Origin of the sequence: Enterobacter sp. Ap-1006 (genome assembly GCF_011752835.1) — a bacterium.
Lineage (GTDB): Bacteria > Pseudomonadota > Gammaproteobacteria > Enterobacterales > Enterobacteriaceae > Cedecea.
The window spans coordinates 193,466-215,385 of sequence record NZ_VWWU01000006.1 but is presented as its reverse complement, the minus strand read 5'-3'; the positions used below and the strand labels follow the sequence as shown (position 1 = coordinate 215,385).

Annotated in this window: 23 protein-coding genes and 1 tRNA gene; 11 read left to right on the top strand and 13 right to left on the bottom strand. The window is 57.0% G+C overall.

Annotated elements, in window-relative coordinates; all coding sequences use genetic code 11:
- Nucleotides 1–202: 202 nt before the first annotated feature.
- Nucleotides 203–1,138 carry a DNA-binding transcriptional regulator DsdC gene (gene dsdC / locus F3J28_RS18845; protein ID WP_166878716.1) on the top strand — a complete coding sequence of 312 codons (936 nt, stop codon included), beginning with the start codon at nucleotides 203–205 and terminating at the stop codon, nucleotides 1,136–1,138.
- Here the strand turns inward: dsdC and emrD are convergent, their stop codons facing one another.
- Nucleotides 1,139–2,323, bottom strand: coding sequence for a multidrug efflux MFS transporter EmrD (gene emrD / locus F3J28_RS18840; protein WP_166878713.1), 1,185 nt, complete (start codon nucleotides 2,321–2,323; stop codon nucleotides 1,139–1,141).
- A 362-nt stretch (nucleotides 2,324–2,685) separates the two neighbouring features.
- Between emrD and fhuE the strand changes: the two genes are divergently transcribed.
- A complete protein-coding gene (fhuE, locus tag F3J28_RS18835; protein ID WP_166878710.1) occupies nucleotides 2,686–4,851 on the top strand; it encodes a ferric-rhodotorulic acid/ferric-coprogen receptor FhuE in 2,166 nt (721 codons plus the stop codon).
- Here the strand turns inward: fhuE and F3J28_RS18830 are convergent.
- Entirely contained in the window at nucleotides 4,848–5,768 is a 921-nt protein-coding gene (locus tag F3J28_RS18830) for a LysR family transcriptional regulator (protein ID WP_166878708.1), read from the bottom strand. The two genes, fhuE and F3J28_RS18830, sit on opposite strands and share 4 nt — an antisense overlap.
- A 109-nt stretch (nucleotides 5,769–5,877) precedes the next feature.
- Between F3J28_RS18830 and F3J28_RS18825 the strand changes: the two genes are divergently transcribed.
- Nucleotides 5,878–6,657 (top strand): SDR family oxidoreductase, encoded by a 780-nt coding sequence (locus F3J28_RS18825; protein ID WP_166878705.1) that lies wholly within the window; start codon nucleotides 5,878–5,880, stop codon nucleotides 6,655–6,657.
- Here the strand turns inward: F3J28_RS18825 and F3J28_RS18820 are convergent.
- The 3 genes from F3J28_RS18820 to F3J28_RS18810 all read right to left on the bottom strand — a co-directional run bounded on the left by F3J28_RS18820 (nucleotide 6,654) and on the right by F3J28_RS18810 (nucleotide 9,355).
- The gene (locus tag F3J28_RS18820; RefSeq protein ID WP_154187416.1) at nucleotides 6,654–6,932 is read right to left on the bottom strand and encodes a hypothetical protein; all 279 of its coding nucleotides are present in this window, start codon (nucleotides 6,930–6,932) and stop codon (nucleotides 6,654–6,656) included. The genes F3J28_RS18825 and F3J28_RS18820 overlap by 4 nt on opposite strands.
- Before the next feature lie 112 nt (nucleotides 6,933–7,044).
- Complete coding sequence (locus tag F3J28_RS18815; RefSeq protein ID WP_166878702.1) at nucleotides 7,045–7,827, bottom strand: metallophosphoesterase family protein; 783 nt, start codon at nucleotides 7,825–7,827, stop codon at nucleotides 7,045–7,047.
- The gene (locus F3J28_RS18810) at nucleotides 7,817–9,355 is read right to left on the bottom strand and encodes an MFS transporter (protein WP_166878699.1); all 1,539 of its coding nucleotides are present in this window, start codon (nucleotides 9,353–9,355) and stop codon (nucleotides 7,817–7,819) included. Before F3J28_RS18810 ends, F3J28_RS18815 begins: the two co-directional genes overlap by 11 nt.
- Before the next feature lie 114 nt (nucleotides 9,356–9,469).
- Here F3J28_RS18810 and F3J28_RS18805 point away from each other — a divergent pair, with 114 nt between their 5' ends.
- The 7 genes from F3J28_RS18805 (at nucleotide 9,470) to idnR (ending at nucleotide 16,744) form a co-directional block, all read left to right on the top strand.
- A complete protein-coding gene (locus tag F3J28_RS18805) occupies nucleotides 9,470–10,363 on the top strand; it encodes a LysR family transcriptional regulator (RefSeq protein ID WP_166878696.1) in 894 nt (297 codons plus the stop codon).
- Between the two features lie 85 nt (nucleotides 10,364–10,448).
- The gene (locus F3J28_RS18800; protein WP_008458743.1) at nucleotides 10,449–11,060 is read left to right on the top strand and encodes a hypothetical protein; all 612 of its coding nucleotides are present in this window, start codon (nucleotides 10,449–10,451) and stop codon (nucleotides 11,058–11,060) included.
- Between the two features lie 187 nt (nucleotides 11,061–11,247).
- Nucleotides 11,248–11,928 (top strand): HAD-IA family hydrolase, encoded by a 681-nt coding sequence (locus F3J28_RS18795; protein WP_205247246.1) that lies wholly within the window; start codon nucleotides 11,248–11,250, stop codon nucleotides 11,926–11,928.
- A 419-nt stretch (nucleotides 11,929–12,347) separates the two neighbouring features.
- Nucleotides 12,348–13,379: an L-idonate 5-dehydrogenase gene (gene idnD / locus F3J28_RS18790; RefSeq protein ID WP_166878693.1), complete on the top strand. Its 1,032-nt coding sequence runs from the start codon at nucleotides 12,348–12,350 to the stop codon at nucleotides 13,377–13,379.
- Between the two features lie 24 nt (nucleotides 13,380–13,403).
- The gene (idnO, locus tag F3J28_RS18785) at nucleotides 13,404–14,168 is read left to right on the top strand and encodes a gluconate 5-dehydrogenase (RefSeq protein WP_166878690.1); all 765 of its coding nucleotides are present in this window, start codon (nucleotides 13,404–13,406) and stop codon (nucleotides 14,166–14,168) included.
- A gap of 194 nt (nucleotides 14,169–14,362) precedes the next feature.
- Nucleotides 14,363–15,682, top strand: a complete 1,320-nt coding sequence (locus F3J28_RS18780; RefSeq protein ID WP_166878687.1) for a gluconate:H+ symporter — start codon at nucleotides 14,363–14,365, stop codon at nucleotides 15,680–15,682.
- A 63-nt stretch (nucleotides 15,683–15,745) separates the two neighbouring features.
- Entirely contained in the window at nucleotides 15,746–16,744 is a 999-nt protein-coding gene (gene idnR, locus F3J28_RS18775) for a DNA-binding transcriptional regulator IdnR (protein WP_166878684.1), read from the top strand.
- Between the two features lie 58 nt (nucleotides 16,745–16,802).
- Here the strand turns inward: idnR and F3J28_RS18770 are convergent, their stop codons facing one another.
- The 5 genes from F3J28_RS18770 to F3J28_RS18750 all read right to left on the bottom strand — a co-directional run bounded on the left by F3J28_RS18770 (nucleotide 16,803) and on the right by F3J28_RS18750 (nucleotide 18,923).
- Nucleotides 16,803–17,105: a type II toxin-antitoxin system RelE/ParE family toxin gene (locus F3J28_RS18770; protein ID WP_166878681.1), complete on the bottom strand. Its 303-nt coding sequence runs from the start codon at nucleotides 17,103–17,105 to the stop codon at nucleotides 16,803–16,805.
- Between the two features lie 3 nt (nucleotides 17,106–17,108).
- Complete coding sequence (locus F3J28_RS18765; protein WP_166878678.1) at nucleotides 17,109–17,369, bottom strand: type II toxin-antitoxin system Phd/YefM family antitoxin; 261 nt, start codon at nucleotides 17,367–17,369, stop codon at nucleotides 17,109–17,111.
- Between the two features lie 298 nt (nucleotides 17,370–17,667).
- Entirely contained in the window at nucleotides 17,668–18,075 is a 408-nt protein-coding gene (locus F3J28_RS18760) for a hypothetical protein (protein ID WP_166878675.1), read from the bottom strand.
- Between the two features lie 199 nt (nucleotides 18,076–18,274).
- A tRNA-Sec gene (locus F3J28_RS18755) sits at nucleotides 18,275–18,369 on the bottom strand.
- A 218-nt stretch (nucleotides 18,370–18,587) separates the two neighbouring features.
- Complete coding sequence (locus F3J28_RS18750) at nucleotides 18,588–18,923, bottom strand: nuclear transport factor 2 family protein (protein WP_166878672.1); 336 nt, start codon at nucleotides 18,921–18,923, stop codon at nucleotides 18,588–18,590.
- 253 nt (nucleotides 18,924–19,176) lie between these two features.
- Here F3J28_RS18750 and F3J28_RS18745 point away from each other — a divergent pair, with 253 nt between their 5' ends.
- On the top strand, nucleotides 19,177–19,398 hold the full coding sequence (locus tag F3J28_RS18745) for a YgdI/YgdR family lipoprotein (RefSeq protein ID WP_008458725.1): 222 nt from the start codon (nucleotides 19,177–19,179) through the stop codon (nucleotides 19,396–19,398).
- 51 nt (nucleotides 19,399–19,449) lie between these two features.
- Here the strand turns inward: F3J28_RS18745 and fdhE are convergent, their stop codons facing one another.
- Genes fdhE through fdxH form a run of 3 tightly spaced genes read right to left on the bottom strand, consistent with a single transcriptional unit; the run spans nucleotide 19,450 to nucleotide 21,910 of the window.
- Nucleotides 19,450–20,379, bottom strand: coding sequence for a formate dehydrogenase accessory protein FdhE (fdhE, locus tag F3J28_RS18740; protein ID WP_008458723.1), 930 nt, complete (start codon nucleotides 20,377–20,379; stop codon nucleotides 19,450–19,452).
- On the bottom strand, nucleotides 20,376–21,011 hold the full coding sequence (gene fdoI, locus F3J28_RS18735; RefSeq protein ID WP_166878669.1) for a formate dehydrogenase cytochrome b556 subunit: 636 nt from the start codon (nucleotides 21,009–21,011) through the stop codon (nucleotides 20,376–20,378). Before fdoI ends, fdhE begins: the two co-directional genes overlap by 4 nt.
- Complete coding sequence (gene fdxH / locus F3J28_RS18730; RefSeq protein ID WP_166878666.1) at nucleotides 21,008–21,910, bottom strand: formate dehydrogenase subunit beta; 903 nt, start codon at nucleotides 21,908–21,910, stop codon at nucleotides 21,008–21,010. Before fdxH ends, fdoI begins: the two co-directional genes overlap by 4 nt.
- Between the last annotated feature and the right edge of the window lie 10 nt (nucleotides 21,911–21,920).

Here is a 21,920-nt window from a genome sequence, read left to right as displayed (position 1 = left end):
TTGCGGGCTATTGGATAAAAATCCATCCGGGCTGACAAACGATAAAACTGGCCTTTCACATGAGGTAAATTGAATCAAGAGGGTGATTTGAGTCGAAATCAGGCGATGAAATGCGTTTCAGGTTCGCTTTTCTTCAACTAAATGCTGCTGGTTAGCCGCGGATTTTTTAAACTTGGCCGCTGGAATTGAGAGAGAGGTCACGATGGAAACGTCACGCGAGGGGCGAAATCGGTTATTAAACGGCTGGCAGCTGTCGAAGCTGTACACTTTTGAGGTGGCGGCGCGCCATCAATCTTTTGCACTGGCGGCGGATGAACTGTCACTCAGCCCCAGCGCGGTTAGCCACCGGATAAACCAGCTGGAAGAGGAGCTGGGGATCCAGCTTTTTGTTCGCTCGCATCGTAAAGTGGAACTGACGCACGAAGGCAAGCGGGTGTTCTGGGCGCTGAAATCGTCTCTGGACACGTTGAACCAGGAGATTCTGGATATCAAAAACCAGGAACTCTCGGGGGTGCTGACCGTGTACTCCAGGCCGTCGATCGCCCAGTGCTGGCTGGTGCCCGCGCTGGGGGATTTTACCCAGCGCTACCCTGCTATCTCGTTAACTATTCTGACCGGGAACGACAACCTCAATTTACAGCGTGCGGGTATCGATCTGGCGCTCTATTTTGACGATGCGCCTTCCTCGCAGCTGAGCCACCATTTTCTGATGGATGAGGCGATTCTGCCGGTTTGCAGCCCGGAATATGCCCGCCGCTTTGAACTCCATTCCCGGCCTTCTCAACTGCGCCACTGTACTTTGCTGCATGACCGGCAGGCGTGGAGCAATGATTCCGGCACCGACGAGTGGTACAGCTGGGCGCAGCAGTTTGGCATTGAACTCCCGGCCTCGACGGGCATAGGCTTCGATCGCTCTGACCTGGCGGTGATTGCCGCGATGAACCACGTTGGTGTAGCGATGGGGAGAAAAAGGCTGGTGCAAAAGCGGCTGGAGCGGGGCGAGCTCATCGCCCCGTTTGGGGAGAAAACGTTAAAATGCCATCAGCATTACTACATTTCGACCCTTACTGGCCGACAATGGCCGAAGATTGACGCTTTTGTTAGCTGGCTGAAAAACCTTGCCGAAGAGGCTAAATAACTAAACTGTCTCGCCATGATGCTGGAACCGCTGCGCCAGCGGCAGCCAGCAGCACAGGATCAGCACGCCCATCGCGGTCATCAGCATTCCGATGCTGTATTGCCCGGTTTGCGGCATCAGCGCGGAGAACCAGGCCATCACGCCGGAGCCGATGTTTTGCAGGCCGCCAACCAGCGCCCCTGCGGTACCGGCGAGGAACGGGAACGGCTCCATCGCGCCGCTGGTCGCCAGCGGGAACAGCATGCCTGCGCCGAAGAAGAACAGCGCCGCAGGTACCAGCAGTGTCCAGATATTCATGATGCCGAACCAGCCTGGGATCCACATCAGAATACCGGCGAACAGGCAGCTCAATACCGCCTGCCACATCAGGCTGGAGAAACGCACGTTCTGGCGGCCCGCGTACCAGGAGCCAAAAAACGCCGCCGGAATGGGCAGAATAAACAGAATGCTGACCACCACCCCGTTCAGGCCAAGTACGCCGCCCATCAGCACGCCGGAGCAGGCTTCAAACACCGCCACGCCCGCCAGGCCACCGACCAGCATCAGCAGATAGCAGTTGAAGGAGATATTGCCGAGCAGCATTTTGTAGCTGCGCATCAGGCGAGGCGGCGTGGCGTCTGCCGGGCGGGTTTCGGGCAGCCAGCGCCACATAGAAAACGCGACAATGGCACACAGCAGCAGCAGGAAACCGTAACAGGCCCGCCAGCCCCAGACGCTGTCCAGCATCCCGCCAATAACCGGTGCCAGCAGCGGACTCACCAGAATGCCCATGTTCAGCAGGCTGTTGGCCTGGCGTAAATCACCGCCTTCGTAGAGATCGCGCGGCATGGTTCTCGCCATCACGCCCGCGACCCCGGTGCCCATGCCCTGCAGGGCGCTGGCCAGCACCAGAATATGCAAATTAGTGGTAAACAGCGCGCCGAGCGTTGCCAGCATGAAAATCACCATGCCGGCGAGGATCACCGGGCGGCGGCCAATGCGATCGGAAAGCGGGCCATAAAACAGCTGAGACACACCGTAGGTAAACAAATAGGCCGCCATCACGCGCTGAATCGCGCCGCTGCGCACGCCCATTTCATGAGCCATATCGGGAATAGAAGGAATATAAATCGTCTGTGTCATCTGCCCGACAGCAACCAGCAGAATCAACATCATCAGCAGGTGGATATTGGCTAACTTTCTCATGGCGTCCGATCGTTTACCTGAAAAAAGAGAGAGGCTTCGCAGCGTATTTTGCTGTGTATGTTTTGAAAGCGAGAGGAATCTATCACAACCTATGCAATAAGCCAGATGATGAGGCTGTTTTAACAGCAGAATTACGTGTTAGTTTGTAAAGCGAAAGCGGCAATTTTTATTGCCACTCGATACCCTTTTTTGCCCCGCAACGGTGCAATCTTCGTTAACCCTCAGAGAATTACATTTGTTTACAGGTTAAATACAAATGCGTATATTTCTCATCCGCATTTAATCGTGCGCGTCTTTATAAAAATCAAAAAAAGGTGCCGGCCACGGAAAACGCCGCAGCACTGCAAAAATGAGGGTTTAACATGGCATTTGTTAACTTCTCCAGGGATCGGTTCACGTTACGGGCAGGCGGCCCATCACTCCTGGCGGCGGCTATAGCGCTGGCGCTGCTGCCTTCTGCGCAGGCAGAAGACACCATCACGGTGAATACTCAGGCGGACAATCCGCTGGCGGGACAGGAACAGGATTACAGCGTCAAAACCACCACCACCGGCACCAAGCTGCTGCTGGTTCCGCGCGATATCCCGCAATCCGTCAGCGTCATCAGCCAGCAGCGTATTCAGGATCAGAACCTGCAAACCATCGGTGAGGTGCTGGATAACACCACCGGCATCAGCACCAGGCTGGTGGACAGCAGCCGTGCCACCTACTTTGCGCGCGGATTCTTTATCAGCAACTATGCCTACGACGACATGCCCACGCAGGTTAGCGACGTCTGGGACTTCGGTGATACCGGATCGGATACCGCCGTGTTTGAAAATATTGAAGTAGTGCGCGGCGCGGCGGGGCTGATGAGCGGCAGCGGCAATCCATCGGCGTACATCAACATGGTGCGCAAGCACGCCGACAGCCGCGAATTTAAAGGCAACGTGTCCGCCAGCTACGGTAGCTGGGACAAGCAGCGCTATGTGGCCGATCTCTCCGCGCCGCTGAGCGAGTCCGGCAACGTGCGGGGCCGCGTGGTTACCGGCTACCAGGACAACGACACCTGGCTGGACAAAAGCCATTACCGCAAGAAATTTATCTACGGCGTGGTGGATGCCGATTTGACCGATTCCACCACGCTTTCCGTCGGCTACGACTACCAGGAAAGCAATGACGACAGCCCGACCTGGGGCGGCCTGCCCACCTGGTATGCCGACGGCAGCCGGACGCACTTCAGCCGCAGCGCCACCACCGCGCCGGACTGGGCTTACTCCAACAAAGACGCCACCAAAGTGTTCGCCAACCTGGTCCAGCGCTTTGATAACGGCTGGGAAGCGCGTATCAACACGCTGCACGCCGAAACCAACTTCGACTCTAAGCTGATGTATGTGACCGGCTTCCCGGATAAAGTCACCGGCGCGGGCACCAGCGCCTACGGCGGCTGGAACCGGGGCGAGCGTAAACAGGATTCGGTGGATGCGTTTGTGCGCGGCGGCTTTGACCTGTTTGGCCGCCAGCACGAGCTGATGTTCGGCGGCAGCTACAGCCGCCAGCGTAACCACTACGACAACGCCATGCCGAACACCGGCTTGCCTTACGGCGGCATCGCGATGGACAGCTTCTACAGCAGCGTCGCAGACCCAAGCTGGTCAGCCTTCTCGCTCTACAGCAAAGATGTGGTGCGCCAGCAGGCCGTCTACACCGCAGCGCGTTTCTCGCTGGCTGACCCGCTGCACCTGATTGTGGGCGCCCGCTATACCGAATGGGACGCGGACTACAATCCATCCACTGCGCCGCAAACCAGCCTGAGCAGCAAAAAACACGACGTGACGCCGTACGCGGGGCTGGTTTACGACATCAATGACACCTGGTCGGCCTACACCAGCTACACCTCCATCTTCCAGCCGACCGACAAGCGCGACGTCAACGGCGATTACCTCGACCCAACCACCGGGAAGAGCTACGAAGCAGGCGTGAAAGCAGACTGGTTTAATACGCGCCTGACGACCTCGCTGGCGGTGTTCCGCATCGAACAGGACAAAGTTGCCCAGTCGCTCGGCACGCCGGTTAACGGCAACCCTGGCGAAACGGCGTATAAATCCGTGGATGGCACTGTGAGCCGTGGCGTGGAGTTTGAGCTGAACGGCGCGCTGACGGATAACTGGCAGCTCACCTTCGGGGCTTCCCGCTATGTAGCGGACGACAATAACGGCGACGCTGTGAACCCGGACCAGCCGCGCACCACGATGAAGCTGTTCACTCGCTATCAGCTGCCGATGCTGCCGGAAGTGACCGTGGGCGGCGGCGTGAACTGGCAGAGTAAAACCTGGCAGGATGCCTACGGCCCGAACGGCAACACCCGCATCAAACAGGGCAGCTACGCGCTGGTGGATCTCTTCACCCGTTACCAGGTAACGAAAAACTTCGCCGTGCAGGGCAACATCAATAACCTGTTCGACAAAGAATATGAATCCTGGCTTTCCGACTATGTGGTTTATGGTGCCCCGCGCAGCTTCTCGCTGACGGCAAACTACAGCTTCTAAGCGTGACAGGGAGGTCGGTGACCTCCCTGACTGTTTTCCCGCGCCAGTGCCAGGAAAGCGGCCAGCCCGGCAGAAGGATACCGCCTGCCGGAATAGTAAAGGCAAAGTCCCGGGAAGGGCGGGGTCCAGGCTTCCAGCAGGCGCACCAGTTTGCCGGCGCGAATTTCATCGGCGACGTTTTGTTCCATGAAAAAACCAATTCCGACACCTTCCAGCACCGCCTCCCGCGCTAGAGAGGCTTCGTCCAGCGTCAGCGGGCCGCGCACATCGACTTGCGCGACTTCACCCTGCTTTTCCAGATGCCAGCGGTAGAGAGAACCGTCCGGCAGCCGGACGCGAATACAGGCGTGATTCAGCAAGTCGCCCGGCGTTAACGGCGCGCCGTGCTCCGCCAGGTAAACCGGAGATGCGACTACGGCGAAGCGCTGCGGCTGGCCGAGAGAAAGCGCAATCATATCGGCAGGCACCAGCCCGGCCACTCGCACGCCAAGATCGAACCCTTCCGCAACGATATCAACCAGCTTTCCTTCGGTCACAATATCGACCTGCATCTCCGGATAGCGGCGTAAAAACTCAAACACCAGCGACGAAAGCACCTGGCGAGCGGCAAAAGGCGGCGCGTTGATGCGCAGCAGGCCGGACGGCGTATCGCGGTGCGCCCGCACGCTTTCAAGAGCGTCGTTCAGCCCCTGAAGAGACGGGCTAACTCTCTCAATAAACAGCCTCCCGGCCTCCGTCAGCGACACGCTACGGGTGGTGCGGTTAAACAGGCGCACGCCAATCTCGGCCTCAAATTTTGCCAACGTATGGCTGAGCGCCGTGGTTGAAATACCCAGGTCGATAGCCGCCGCGCGGAAAGATCCCCGGCGGGCGATGGCCTGCACGGCTTCGATATCGCCGAGCGCTATGCGCGACATTGTCCCGATTCCTTCATCATTTCATCCCGGTTTGTCCCAATTGTTTAAATTATACCGCGTTCTTAGAGTAGTGATCCGACAGGTAAATCGACTTTCTGGAGAACGTAAAATGACTGACTTTTTGACACTGAAGGGAAAAAGAGCGCTGGTGACGTCCGGCACCAAAGGTGCAGGCGCGGCGACCGTAGAGTTGTTCCGCGAGCTGGGCGCGCAGGTGATGACCGTGGCTCGCCATGCGCCTGAAAACGTGCACGATGTTGACTTTGTGGCGGCGGATCTCGCCACGCCTGAGGGCTGCGAGCAACTGGTAAAAGCCGTGCTGGCGCGTCTCGGTGGCGTGGATATCATTGTGCATATGCTCGGCGGCTCATCCTCTCCGGCTGGAGGCTACGCGGTGCTGGACGAAGAACAGTGGCAGCGCGAGCTGGCGCTTAATCTTTTCCCGGCGGTGCGGCTGGACAGGGCGCTGTTGCCTGGCATGACGGCGCAGGGATCAGGCGTGATTATCCACGTCTCTTCCATTCAGCGGATTTTACCGCTGCCGGAGGCGACAACGGCCTATGCGGCGGCCAAGGCAGCGCTTTCCGCTTACAGCAAAAGTCTGTCGAAAGAGGTTTCCCCGCAGGGCGTGCGGGTGCTGCGCGTGGCGCCGGGCTGGATTGAAACTGAGGCTTCTGTTCGCCTTGCGGAGCGGCTGGCCCTGCAGGCAGGCACGGATTACGAGGGTGGGAAGCAAATCATTATGGATTCGCTGGGCGGGATCCCGCTGGGTCGCCCGGCTAAGCCAGAAGAAGTGGCTAATCTGATAGCCTTCCTGGCCTCAGACCGTGCCGCCGCGATTACCGGCACGGAGTACATCATTGACGGCGGAACGGTGCCAACCGTTTAGAAATGTACCGGCTGGCCGAAACCGTCGCCGCTGTCGGTACTGTTATCCCTGCGCCCTCTGGCTTCGAGCTGGTCGGCGCGGATGCGGTCGCGAATGTCCTGGCGCTGTTCCGGCGTCAGATAGCGGCTGTTGTAGTAGGGATCGGGCCACGGCGAGCGCATAAAGCTGTCGTCCAGCCGCTGCCTGTCCTGGCGATCCATCCCTGAATTGTCCGATGACGAACAGGCGGCCAGCAGCAGCGGAGCCAGCAGAACGAGTGCATATTTAGAGGCCATTTTTCTTCCTGAAGCGGCAAGCAATGAAAGTGAGGCAGTATCGCGCATCCACCTGGTGATGTGCGTTATCTGTCGCCAATATTGCACAGCTTATCACGAAATAGTGAGCCGCTCAGAATGCCGACAGCGCTCGCGAACAGGCCATACCGTGCTGATAAAGCTCGTCTGCGTAAAAGTCAGGTACGGGGCTGTCTTTAATCGCCTGGGCCACGGCGGCGACGTCATAATTTACCGTTTGGATAGCCAGTTTTAGCTTCCCGTGATGGTAATGTCCCATCAGCCAGGTGGCCTGCGGTTCGCCGGGTTTTATTCGCCCGATCGCGCCGGTGTTGGCGACGGTAAACCTGCGGCCATCGCTGCGGACCAGCTCGCGAACATCCGCGTAGTGCGTATGCCCGGAAACCATCACGTCGAACTGATGTGCGGTTTGCCACTTCATCAGTTGGCTGCAGGAGAACTGGCGATGCACGTACTCGGACAGCGAATCCGGGCTGGCGTGGACCAGCAGAATTCTGAGCGGCCCGGCGTGAAACGCTCTCGACCGTGGCAGGGCTCTGAGCCAGCGGCGATTCTCCTCAGTCAGCGTGCGTTTGCTCAAGGCAATGGCCTGTTCACGAGCCTGTTGCTCTGTCGCGGAGTGCTTAGCCAGCGGTGTGACCGGCTCGTCCATTGCCACGCGGCGGTCGTGGTTGCCCATGACTACCGGAATCGCGCGGTGGCGAAGCAGCGTTATCACTTCGTTGGGCCATGGCGCGAAATCAACCAGATCGCCCAGGCACCAGATTTGCTTGATGTGGTGACGGTCAATGTCCTGCAAAACGGCCTCAAGTGCCGGTAAGTTGGCATGAACATCGCTGAAAAGTGCAAAACGGAAATCAACATCTTTAGCGTTCATTGGGCTGACTCCCGGTGCGGTCCCGCACGGTGAGAACGACAATTAGCGCAACAAAGAAAGCGAACAGCGCGGCGCAAACCAGCATCAGCGAGAAGCCGCTGGCGTAGCTGTGGCGGATCAGCGTGCTTAGCGTCTGAGCCTGTTGCTCCGGCCATAGCGCAAGGGCGCGCTGCACATCTCCGGCCACGACCTGAGTCAAAAAATCGTCCCGTACCGGCAGGTTGTTTGCCTGCATTACGGAGGTCAGCGTATGGCGCGTATGCCCGGCCAGAATCGCCCCCAGCAGCGCAAAACCTTGCAAAATGCCGGAGAACCGCGCCGTGGTGCTGATCCCCGAAGCCATCCCCGCCCGTTCGTGAGGCACGGTGCCCATAATCGCCTTCTGCGTTTCGCCGTTGAGGATGCCGCCACCGCTGCCCAGCACGGCCATACCGGCGATAACCAGCCAGGGCCACTGCGCCAGCACGCCGCCGGCGATAATCAGGTTGCCGACGCCAACCAGCGCTAATCCGGCGGCTAAGATCCAGCGGGCAGCCATACGATGTGCCATCCAGCGAGCCACCATCGGGAAGAACAACATGGCGAGAGCGAACGGTAGCATGCCGATCCCGGACGCCAGCGCGGTTTTCCCCTCGACGTTTTGCAGCATCAGCGGCAGCAGGGAGGTCATCACCTGTGCCGTCGCCGCGTAGGTGAACATCGCCAGCACCGCACCAATAAACGGCAGTGAACGGAACAGGCGGAGATCGAGCATCGGCTGGGCTTTGTAACGTTCGACCAGCGCAAAGAACAGAAAGAACCAGGCTGAGGCGATAAAGCGCCCCATCACTTCGGGGCTGCCCCAGCCGTGCTCTGGGGCGAGGATCAGCGCCCAGGTGAGCGAAAACATAGCGGCGATAAACAGCGAAATGCCGTGTACGTCCGGCTTACCGGCGGCTGGATTACGGGACTCTTCAATGGTGCGCAGCACCGCCATTGCCAGCAGCAGGCAAATGGGGATGTTGATGTAGAACGCCCAGCGCCAGCCGAAATACGCGCTGATGATGCCGCCGGCCAAGGGCGCGAGCACCATGGTGATGCCCATCATGCCGCCCCAGATGGCCCAGGCGCGGCCTCTGGCCTGCGGTTCGCGGAAGGTGTGGCCGATGATCGCCAGCGCCGGAGCCAGTAAAAAGGCCGAGCCTACTCCCTGCAGTGCGCGGGCAATATTCAGCATCAGGATGGTGGTGGCCGCCCCGCAGGCGAAAGATGCCAGGGCAAACAGGGCGATACCGAATAAAAAAATCCGCCGCCTGCCGAAACGGTCCGCCAGTGAACCGGCGGGCAGCAAAAGGGAAGAGAAGCACAGCACGTAGGCGCCGATCACCCACTCCATATCGGCAAACGTGGCGTCCAGCCCGCGGGCGATGGTCGGCAGCACGACGCCAACGATATTCGTGTCGATGACCGTCATCGCGCAGCCCATGGAGGCAACCAGCAGCACGGTGGTGTCGTTTTTGGCCACGGGCGCGGCCAGCACAGTAGACATAAAAGCTCCGAAAACGCGGGAAGAACACGCCTTAAGCTTCGCCATCCTGGGCGCGGTATTCAATTTCTACGTTCGGCATTATTATTAGTTAATACCTAATAATCAGGAGCAAGCATGGAGCTTCGCCATCTGCGTTATTTCCTCGAAGTTGCCCGAACGCTCCATTTTGGCGCGGCGGCGGAAACGCTGAACATCTCCACGCCGACGCTGTCGGTGCAAATCAGTCAGCTTGAGCGGGAGTTTGGCACCCCGCTGTTTTTACGTACCAAAAGGCACGTACAGCTGACCCAAGCCGGAGAAATTTTTCGCGAAGAAGCCGAAGCCACGCTGCGGCAGGCTGAATTGACGCGTGAGCGGGTGCTTAGCGCCGCACGCGGCGAGCAGGGCTACATTCGCGTCGGCTACGTGGCGTCTTCACTGTGGTCGGGGACGCTTAGCTCGGTGATGGGGGCGTTTCGGGGGAGATATCCGGACATCTCGCTTGGCGCGCGAGAAGTGCTGATGGACAGCATGGCGGCGGCGCTGGTGGAGGGCAAAATCGACGTTGGGTTTGTGCGCGCCCCGGTCGCGCTGCCGTCGGAAATCGGGCACCTGTTGGTGCAAAGCGACTGTTTTTGCCTGGCGCTCCCCGCTTGTCATCGTCTGGCTTCCGGCACGGAAGCTATCGACCCTGCCGCTCTGGCCGGGGAAAGCTTTATTCTGCCGGAGCAGACTTCTGGCTCACATGAAGTCGCCCGCCGCGGCGGGTTTGTGCTCAACGATGCCATCCGCTCCAGCACGCTGACCGAAGTGCTGGCGCATATCGCACTGGGCAACGGCATCGCAGTAATCCCCGAGATCATGGCGAAAACTATCGGCGTGCCGGACGTGGTCTATCGCCCGATTGCCGGAGCAGAAATCCCTTCGGCTATCTGGATGCTGTACCGCAAGCGGGAGCGCACACCGCTGATTAAACGCCTTATTCGCTTCGCAAAAGAGCACGTTTCGGGTGGGTCAGGAAACGTTTGAACACACTCTTTCACCCCCGGGATTCATTTGGCGGTTAATCTTGATCCAGAGCAGTCCTTACCCTGACCTGAATCCTGGAGAAAGCATGATCAAGCCTCGTTTGTTTATCCCGGCCCTAAGCCTACTGCTGCTGAGCGTGGGCGCAGCGGCAGCGGACAATGTCATTACCCCGGTGCGCGGCACCATTGACGCGGTCAATGATTCGTCGTTGCAAATCACCACCCGGCAGGGGGAAAAGCTCTCCGTTGGCCTGACGGACAAAACCCGAATCAACGGCGTGAGCGAAGCGAAGATGAGCGACATCAAGCCCGACAGCTTCATCGGCACCGCCGCCGTGCCGCAGGCGGACGGCACGCTGAAGGCGCTGGAAGTGCACGTTTTTGCCCCGAGCCTGCGCGGTTCCGGGGAAGGGTTTAATCCGTTTGAGTCCGCCAACGGCCAGGTGAACACCATGACTAACGGCACCGTCGGCACCCTCGTGAACAGCCACGGACGCACGATGACGGTGAAATTCCACGGCCAGCAGAAAACCGTGCAGGTGCCGGACGACGTGCCGGTGGTGCTGATTAGCCCCGCCGACAAATCCGTGCTGAAGCCGGGCGTGAAAGTGGTGCTGTTTGCCACCAAAGATGACAAAGGCCAGGCCGTCGCGCGCGGGATTTCCGCCGGGGTTAACGGACTGACGCCGCCGATGTAATTTGTGGTGATTATCAGAACAGTGGCGACATCTATACAGAGAACCTGTCAGTAAGCTTTACAGGTTGAATCGTTGATTGGTATTTCCCTTCTCCCTTTTAGGGAGAAGGTGGTTGCCCTGGTGAACAATAAATAACGCCCATGTATGATGCTCCGCAGACCATCAGACTCCTGTGGAGAGCACTTCATTGACAGCACAGACGGGCGATATACTTTTTAACGGCCAGCGCTTTGCGGCCTTCTTCTTTGATATGGACGGCACCATTCTGACCTCCATCCGCGTGGCGGAACGCATCTGGGGTGAGTGGGCCGTGCGTCACGGCATCGATCCGGTCGCTTTCCTGCCCACCATTCACGGCGTGCGCGCGGTGGAGACGATTGCCCGCCAGAATCTACCGGGCGTGGATGCCGAAGCCGAAGCACAGCGGATTACCGAAGCTGAAATCGCCGATGTGGATGGCGTGGAAGCTATCGGCGGCGCGCGAGAGTTTTTGCAGGCGCTGCCGATGGATCGCTGGGCCATTGTTACTTCCGCCCCAAAAGCGCTGGCGCTGCGCCGCATTCAGGCCGCCGGTTTGCCTGAACCCAAAGTCATTATTGCGGCGGAAGACGTCAGCCGCGGTAAACCCGCCCCGGAGGGCTACCTGCTGGCGGCGGAAAAATTGGGCGTAAACGTGGCCGACTGCCTGGTGTTTGAGGATGCCCTGGCGGGTGTACAAGCCGGTGAGGCGGCAGGCGCAAAGATCTTTGTCATTTCCGGCACCAACGCTCACCACGCCGGAGAACTCTCTCGTTATACCGGCGCAGAAAATTACGATGCCCTGCGAGTTGAGGCCGACGGCTCGGGTATTTTCTTGCAGTTAAGCTAATTATTCAGGCTCTCTTTTTTTGGCAGAGCCTAATCAAGGTATTGACAGATTCCCGGCCGATGAGTGCCGGGTTATCTCTTTCATTCTCATGGCTAATTAAAAATATTATTCTACTTTGTAAATAAATAATTCATGATTTTCATGATGGGTTATATTTGATTTGCAGAACGTTCATGTATTTTTCTTTTAAAGGTTTTTGATGTTTTTTATTTATTTACCAGAATTCTCAGAAGCTATTTTTTTATTTTCCGCATTACATCACCCCATCCCTCGCGCCAACCGTTAAGAACTAAAAGGTGCGTCACGTTATGCGTAACATCCTTCTGTAACAGCCTTTAAGTGTGACTTTCATCACAATTATGAGCAGGTAAAAGCCTTTAAATAGCGCTGAGTTTTACCCGCTGACTATTGAGGTATTGATGAAAATTAACACTGAATCCTGTGTGATCTCAGGCAAGCAAACCGTTTCCGTTAGCCATCAGGAAATTGAGTGGAATAATAAAGGAACGTTGCTGAAGATTTCCCGGGGAGGCATTTGCGGGTCCGATTTGCATTATTATCAGGAAGGGAAGGTCGGCAACTTTGCCGTAAAAGCCCCAATGATTTTAGGCCATGAAGTTATTGGCACGGTAGTGCATACCGATTCTCCTGAATTACATGAAGGGCAGACGGTCGCTATTAATCCATCCAAACCTTGTGGCCATTGTAAATATTGCCTTAGCCAGGAAGAAAATCAATGCACAACCATGCGCTTCTTCGGCAGCGCAATGTACTTCCCACACGTTGACGGCGGCTTTACCCGCTTTAAAACCGTCGACAGCGCGCAGTGCGTTCCCTATCCCGCTGAAGCGGATGAAAAAGTGATGGTGTTTGCCGAGCCGCTGGCAGTGGCCATTCACGCCGCGCACGAGGCGGGCGATCTGCAGGGCAAGCGCGTGTTTATCTCCGGCGTAGGGCCGATTGGCTGCCTGATCGCCAGCGCGGTAAAAACGCTGGGGGCGGCAGAAATTGTCTGCGCCGATGTCAGCCCGCGCTCGCTTTCGCTGGCCGCGCAGATGGGCGCCGACACGCTGGTGAACCCGCTGCACGACAGCCTGGACGGCTGGAAAGAGGAAAAAGGCTACTTCGATATCAGCTTTGAAGCCTCCGGCCACCCTTCGTCAGTAACCACCTGCCTGGAAGTGACCCGCGCCAAAGGCACCATGGTGCAGGTGGGAATGGGCGGCGCAGTGCCGGAATTCCCCATGATGATGCTCATCGCCAAAGAGATTTCGCTGAAAGGCTCTTTCCGCTTCACCACGGAGTTCAATACGGCCGTTTCCTGGCTGGCTAACAAGGTGATTAACCCGCTGCCGTTGCTGAGCGCAGAGTATGCCTTTACCGACCTGGAGCAGGCGCTGATCTTTGCCGGGGATAAAACCCAGGCCGCGAAAGTCCAGCTGGTTTTCTGAGGCCTGTTAATAAGGATTAAGGCAATGAACGATCTTTTTTCACTGAAAGGCAAGAACATCCTGATTACCGGCTCTGCGCAGGGGCTCGGCTACCTGATGGCGACCGGGCTGGGTCAGTACGGGGCGCAGATTGTCGTCAACGCCAGCACGGCGGCTAAGGTCGAGGCTGCGGTGCAAAAGCTGCGGGACGAAGGGATCTGCGCCGTGGGCGCCCCGTTCGACGTGACGCAGAAACAAGATGTCGATGCGGCTGTGGAGCGCATTGAGCAGGAAGTGGGCCCGATTGATGTGCTGGTGAACAACGCCGGAATTCAGCGCCGCCATCCCTTTACCGAGTTCCCCGAGCAGGACTGGAATGATGTGATTGCGGTGAACCAGACCGGCGTTTTCCTGGTTTCGCAGGCGGTTACCCGCCGGATGGTGGCGCGCCAGGCCGGGAAGGTGATCAATATCTGCTCCATGCAGAGTGAGCTGGGGCGCGACACGATCACGCCTTACGCCGCCTCGAAAGGCGCGGTGAAGATGCTGACCCGGGGCATGTGCGTTGAGCTGGCCCGCCACAACATTCAGGTCAATGGCATCGCTCCCGGCTACTTCAAAACGGAAATGACTCAGGCGCTGGTGAATGACGAAGCGTTCAGCGGCTGGCTGTGCAAACGGACGCCCGCCGCTCGCTGGGGTGACCCGCAGGAGCTGATTGGCGCCGCGGTGTTTCTCTCTTCAAAAGCTTCAGATTTCGTTAACGGGCACCTGTTGTTTGTTGATGGCGGCATGCTGGCTGCCGTTTAGCGGCGCGAGTGCCTGCCGAAAAGTGAAGGCGGGTAGACCGAATAAAAGGTGGAGAGTAGGGGCCTTCTCTCGCCGCAGAAAGCTGAAAATCAAGGGATTGGTTTTCAGCTTTTTTAAACGCGCTGACTGCCCGACCTGACCACTAACCTGCAGCGCTGCGCGCTGTTTTTTTTGCACTGATAAGAGATAAGCATATGCCATTACTTATTATTGCCGCAGGCGTCGCCCTGCTGCTGGTCCTGATGATCGGTTTTAAAGTGAACGGCTTTATCGCGCTGGTTCTGGTGGCTGCGGTGGTTGGGTTTGCGGAAGGGATGGATCCCCAGGCCGTTCTGCATTCTATTCAAAACGGGATTGGCGGCACCCTGGGCGGGCTGGCGATGATCCTTGGCTTTGGGGCGATGCTCGGGAAGCTGATCTCTGACACCGGGGCGGCGCAGCGCATCGCCACCACCCTGATCGAGGCCTTCGGCGCGAAGCGCGTACAGTGGGCGCTGATGATTGCCGGGCTGGTGGTTGGTATGGCGATGTTCTTTGAGGTCGGCTTTGTGCTGCTTTTGCCGCTGGTGTTCACCGTTGTCGCCTCGTCCGGCCTGCCGCTGCTGTATGTGGGGGTACCGATGGTGGCCGCGCTGTCGGTCACGCACTGCTTCCTGCCGCCGCACCCGGGGCCGACCGCGATTGCCACCATGTATAACGCCAATCTCGGTACCACCCTACTATACGGGCTGATTATCAGCCTGCCGACGATTATTGTTGCCGGACCGCTGTTCTCCCGTTTGTTAACCCGGTTTGAAAAGCAGCCGCCGGAAGGTCTGTTCAGCTCGCGGGTGTTCAGCGAGGCGGAAATGCCTTCGTTCTGGAACAGCCTGCTGGTGTCCATCACGCCCGTGCTGCTGATGGCCATTGCCGCGCTTTGTAACGTGGTGCTGCCTGAAAAAAGTGGGCTCAGATCTTTCCTCGACTTTATTGGTAACCCGGCGGTCGCGCTGTTTATTGCCCTGGCTATCGCCACCTTTACCCTCGGCTGGCGTAAGGGACGCAGCATGGAGCAGGTGATGAACATCGCCGGAGATTCCATCGGCGCTATCGCGATGATCGTGTTTATCATCGCCGGTGGCGGCGCCTTTAAGCAGGTGCTGGTCGACAGCGGCGTAGGGCAGTATATCGCGCACCTGATGAACGGCGCGCCGCTCTCGCCGCTGCTGATGTGCTGGACGGTGGCGGCACTGCTGCGTATTGCGCTGGGTTCGGCGACCGTGGCGGCGATCACTACCGCAGGCGTGGTGCTGCCTATCATCAGCGTGACCCACGCCGACCCGGCCCTGATGGTGCTGGCGACCGGGGCGGGGAGCGTGATCGCCTCTCACGTTAATGACCCGGGATTCTGGCTGTTTAAGGGCTACTTTAACCTCAGCGTGGGGGAAACGCTGCGCACCTGGACCGTGATGGAAACGCTGATCTCAGTCATGGGGCTGCTGGGCGTATTGACGATAAATGCCGTTTTGCATTAAATCGTTGTATGACTCGCCGACAGGCCACCGGGTGCGCGCTGCGCCCCGGTATAGAGAGGGCCGATGAGAAACCACCGCATTTCTTTGCAGGATATCGCCACGCTGGCTGGCGTAACGAAGATGACCGTCAGCCGCTACATCCGTTCGCCTAAAAAGGTTGCAAAGGAAACCGGGCTGCGCATCGCCCGAATCATGGAAGAGATTGATTACGTGCCCAATCGTGCCCCCGGTATGCTGCTGAATGCCCGCAGCTATACGCTGGGAGTGCTGATCCCTTCTTTTCAAAACCAGCTCTTCGCCGACATTCTCGCCGGCATTGAGTCCGTCACGTCCGGGCAGAATTACCAGACGCTGATCGCCAACTATAACTACAACCGCGAGTCGGAAGAGGAGTCGGTGATTAACCTGCTCTCCTACAACATTGACGGCATTATTCTCTGTGAGAAGTACCACACCTTCCGCACCGTGAAGTTTTTGCGGTCCGCTGCCATCCCGGTTGTGGAACTGATGGATATACAGGGCGACCGGCTGGACATGGAAGTGGGGTTTGATAACCGCCAGGCCGCGTTAGATATGGTTGGCACCATGCTGGACAAGCGGCAGCGGCGCAGGATCGTCTACCTCGGTTCAAAAGATGACGTGCGCGACGAGCAGCGCTTCCGGGGTTACTGCGAAGCGATGACGCTGCGCGGCCTGGAGCCCCAGCGCATCAACCCGAAAGCCATTTCATCCATCCATCTGGGTATGCAGCTGATGCGCGACGCTCTGGCCGCTTACCCTGACCTGGACGGAGTCTTCTGCACTAACGACGATATTGCCATGGGGGCACTGCTGCTATGCCGGGAGCGCGGCCTGCCCGTGCCTGAACAAATCTCGATCGCCGGTTTTCACGGGCTGGAAATGGGCCGACAGATGATCCCCAGCCTGGCAAGTGTGATCACCCCCCGCTTCGACATTGGCCGGGTGGCAGCCAGAATGCTGCTGGATAAGATCGGCAATGAAGACCTGAACCACAACACCATTGATTTGGGCTACCAGATTTACCACGGGCAGACGCTGTGAATGGTGTTCGCGGATGTTGAGGGGGAAAGCGCAACGTGCTGAAGATAAGAGCGGGTTATCACATTTTTTTAGCCAGATGCCGCTCGGGGGCACGGCTTTGATGAATCACTGCAACTATTTCTATGCCTTGTGCTTTGTTGAGGTAATAGACCATATGGCTGGAATAGGGAAAGCTACTGATATCTAAGCCGAGTTCTGCCGTTCGACATTGCCCTATTCCGGGAGATTCAGCCAGTCGGGTGAATAGCTTGCGCAGCCCCTGAAGGTAACATTTGGATTGCGAGGTTCCCCAATGAGTGATGGTGTAATCACGAATTTCAATGATGTCGCGTTGCGCCTCTTCCGTTAGCCTGTATGCCACCCACTATTCCTTGTATTGCTCCATGAGATCGTTGAAAAATGTATCCCCGTCTACGGTCAGACCTGCGTCACTTTCACTGCGTCCTCGCTGGATTTTGGCTTGCAGAAGCTGGAGCTTCATTGCTTCCAGCTGTTGATAATCCTTAACGGAGACGACAACTGCCACAGGTTTGCCATTTCGGTTTATCTGGACGGGTTCTCTCTGAACTTTCAGTAACATATCACCAAATTGGGTTTTTGCTTCGTTAGCCGTGAGCGTATGCATTTCTTCACCATATCGTATGAATCGTTCGATTCGTTCATTATAGTGATCACTCAAAAATTAACCATTTTTTATTCGCCATCTAGTCTCAACAATTGCTTTGTTTGTTAAAAATAGTGATTCGAAAAAACTGGGCAACTGAGCTGCTATTGATAACTATTTTCGCCGTAGTCATCAGTATTCTGTGAGACTGTTAAATATGCCTGGTGTCGATTGTAAAATCTCAAAGCTGTTTATCTGTTGCGTAATGGCTCGCAAATAACAAGCAAGTACGCTGGCGCGTACCCGCTTAAACATGGGTTTAGTGAAGTGAAATCTCAGAACTACCACCAATCATCGCCAACCCCGAAGGCGTTCTCACAAAGCGGGGCGCCCGCAGGCTGTCGACTAAGAGGTTAATCAGCTCGAATAGCAGGCCGGTAATTGTTTTCTGTTGCTCTGCGGACTCCTGCTGATTCAACAGCACAAGCGTGAGGGCGCTGCAATATTCCCGCAGCAGGTCTGACTCTGCGGTAAGTGGGCAGTCATCATCCTCAGTATCGCTATTTTCAGCGGTGAGATATTCAATCAGATGTTCCGGCAGCGGTTTATCCAGCACGACTCGCAACACTTCCAGCCCGGCATACAGGCGGCCACACAGCGCCATACGCTCGGCGATATCGTTATTTTCAATCAGGGCGTCAGTGTATCGCTCGCAAATATCCAGCACCTGAAAAAGATCGTTGGAGTTTTGTTTGTAAAACGAGAAGGTTCAATAAATATTATTTTGAACTTCAGGCATTCTTTTTGATGAAAGATATATGCTCAATATCTTTTTTATTGAGTAAGGATTTGATTCATTGTTGCAATGATATTTTTATTTTTCGTGAAGTGAGTGTTGGTAATAATATATGCAGTCAAATAAACTTTGGCGGAAAGTCACAGGAGTCGAACCTGCCCGGCGCCGCTGGCGGCACCAACTGGAGTTGAAGTCCAGCCGCCTCACCGGAGACGACGACCTTCCGCGCCTTCATTGCTACATGGAGGCGGGCGCAGTATACCGGGTTTCATGCTGCTGCCCAATGGGTCAGTAAGAATATATCCTGCGCCTAAAGTGAAATTATTCATCAAATCAATCTAACGGCTCATAAGCTGGCCGTCCCGGCAGGATTTGCCGGGTTTCATTCTGCGCAACTCACATCAGAAACACACCCGGCAAATACGGGAGCGAGCAACGCCGCTTCAGCTAAAAAAGAACCACGCCGTTTTTATCAGGCCGTCTTCTACTTCGAAAACCGCCATGCTTTCAATCGGTTCATCACTCAGACCGTGGATCTTCTCGTGATCGAACACCTTGTTGCCCAGCGCAGTGCGGGAAATGAGTTCTGCTCGCAGGGCTGGGTTATTGAAGCGGTGCTCTTTATAGAAGGCATAGAGAGCGTCTCGCCCTTGCAGAGCAGGCGCCACGGCTGGCGGGCGGTAAGCGGTGAAGTCTTCGCTAAAGCAGGCGGCAAAGGCCTCGAGGTCGTGAGCATTGTACGCCTCGAACTGACGGATAACGGGGTCTGTGACTGACATAAAGGCATCCTGATAAGAGAAAATGGCGGACTGTCAAAGTGTTGTCGTGTGCCGGGACAGAGTCTCTTGCCGAGTGGAAAATGTCTAATGAAAGGAGAGGGCAGATTGTGCGGTGGCATTACCTGTGATTGAACACCTCGTTTACTGCCAGCTCAAACTGCTCCCCTGACTCCCTTAGCAATACTCGTTAACAACAGGTTGCATTTCCGCCAGCTACAATCCAGCGTCTAAAAACAACAAAGGGTTAGCAAACATGAAAAAACTGTTCGGGATGATGTTGGTGGGTGCGGTGGCGTTCTCGGTTGTGGCCTGCTCCAGCAGCTACGTAATGGCGACCAAAAATGGGGAAATGATCGTCACCAAAGGTAAACCAGAGGTGGATAAGCAAACCGGACTGACGCGCTACTATGACGCGCAGGGCGTGGAGCATCAGATCCAAAACGATCAAATTACCCAGCTGATTAAGCGCGGCTGATCGTTAGAAAAGAAAACTACCGGCCAGCGCAAGCTGGCCGGTAGGGCAGTTTTATTCCCCTTCGCCAGGGAATAAGAACGGATTGATGCTGCTGCGGGCGAAGCCTTCCTGCTCCATGCGGGCGTCAAGCACCAGCGAGGCCAGGTCGTCGGCGACGGCTTCCACTTTCGGGTCCTTTTCCTGATAGAGAATTTTCAGGTAGGTGCCGCAGTCGCCGCAGCTTTCGGCTTTGATCGCCGCCTGTTCGCTGTCCAGCGACCAGTAGTTTAAGTCGCGGGTCTGCTCGCAGTTGCTGCACTTCACGCGCACCACGTGCCATTCAGTTTCGCACAGGTTGCAGTGCAGATAACGCAGGCCGTTCGTGGTGCCGATGTGCACCATGCTGGAGACCGGAATCGAGCCGCAAACCGGGCAGAACTGGCGCTGTTCGCCATATTCGGCTTTGGCTTTGCCGGGGATAAGCGTCGCCATTTGCGCCCAGTAGAGCGACAGCGCAGCCCAGATAAACGGTGCCTTGTCGCTGCTGACGAGCGCGAAGTCGGCGTTGAACAGCGCGGTGGCCATCTCTTCCAGCTCCTGGGAAGAAGCCTTTTCAAGATTTTCAATCACCGCTAACGCCGGGCCGTCCATCTCAGGCTTCAGCTCGGCAATCAGCGACTGCAGCAGGCGCTGCCAGTGCGGGTCGCGCGGCAGGACGTGAATATCCAGCGGCGGCTTGCCGGTTTTAGCTGCTTCGGCAATCAGGGCGGTTAAATCCATCTCCAGCGGGTGGTCGTACAGCACCACTTCCTGCGCGTGGGCAATCAGCGCGGCAAAGCGCAGATAGTCGCCCAGCGGGTTGCTGGCAGCCAGCTCGCGCAGGCGTTCAGCACGGCGGTTGTAGAGATTTTTGAGCCTGGGGAATAATAACGGCGGAATCACTTCCGCCGTGCGTTTCTCGCTCTTCTCCAGCTGATCTTGCGGGATTATGCGAATACTCATTCAGATGACTTTTCCTGTTTCCGGCGGACTTCGCGATACCATTTCGGGTGATGTTTCTTCGCCCACGTCGTGGTAACCCAGCCCTCCACCATCGCGGTGATGGTGCCTTTTACCCAAAGGGCGGCGTAAATATGCACCATGATAACCACAATTAACGCTACCGCGGCAAATGAATGCAGCATTAACGCAAATCGAATAACCGGAATTGGGAAGGCTGGCGCAAAGTAAGGACGCCAGATAATCACGCCGCTCGCCAGCAACAGCACCAGGAAAATAATCGCCGCCCAGAACACGCATTTCTGGCCGAAGTTATAGCGCCCGGTGTCTCCCACTTCCTCGTTGACGACGATCTTACGAATATTCTTCGCCCAAAAGATATCATCCCGATTGATTAGGTTGTGGTGCCAGTAACGGAAGAACATGATGATGAAGGAGGCGAACATCACCACCCCAACGAACGGGTGGAGGATGCGCGCCAGCTGCGGCGTGCCGAGAATGCCCATCAGCCAGTTGAAGGACGGGAAGAAAAAGCCCAGTCCGCTCACCGCCGCCAGCACGAAGCAGAAGGCGGTGAGCCAGTGGTTGATGCGCTCCGGCGCGCTATAGCGCTGAATGGTCGGTTGCTTTTTCATTTACGCACCTCGTCGTCGTCATGGCGCAGATTATCGTCCTCTTCATCGGCACGGTTCGGGCCGACCCCAACGTAGTGGAAGACGCTGGCGGCGAAGGTTGCCGCAAAGCCGATGGCGGCCAGCGGTTTCCAGACGCCTTTCCAGAACTTCACGGTTGGGCTGATGGACGGGTTCTCCGGCAGGCCGTGATACAGCGTCGGCTTGTCCGCATGGTGCAGCACGTACATCACGTGCGTCCCGCCAACGCCTGCCGGATCGTACAAACCTGCGTTGTCATAACCACGGGTTTTCAGTTCCGCCACGCGCTCGCCGGCGAGGGTCTTCATATCCTCTTTCGAGCCGAAATGAATCGCCCCGGTCGGACAGGTTTTCACGCATGCAGGCTCCTGGCCCACGGTGACGCGGTCTACGCACAGGGTGCATTTGTAGACGCGGTTGTCCTCCGGGTTCAGGCGCGGCACGTCGAACGGGCAGCCGGCGATGCAGTAGCCACAGCCGATGCACTGTTCGGACTGGAAGTCGACGATGCCGTTGGCATACTGAATAATAGCCCCTTCCGACGGGCACGCCTTCAGGCAGCCCGGATCCGCGCAGTGCATACAGCCGTCTTTGCGGATCAGCCATTCCAGTTTGTCGTTCTGCTCCACTTCCGAGAAGCGCATCACCGTCCAGGATTTGGCGGTCAGGTCCGCCGGGTTGTCGTACACCCCGACGTTGTGCCCCACTTCATCACGGATGTCGTTCCACTCCGAGCACGCCACCTGGCAGGCCTTACAGCCGATGCAGGTGGTGACGTCGATAAGCTTGGCGACCTCTTGCTGGTGATCCCGCGCCTGAGGCGCGGGCGTGAAGCCATTAGTGGCGGAACGACGGATAATGTCCTGAGATTGATAAGCCATAATTCGTCTC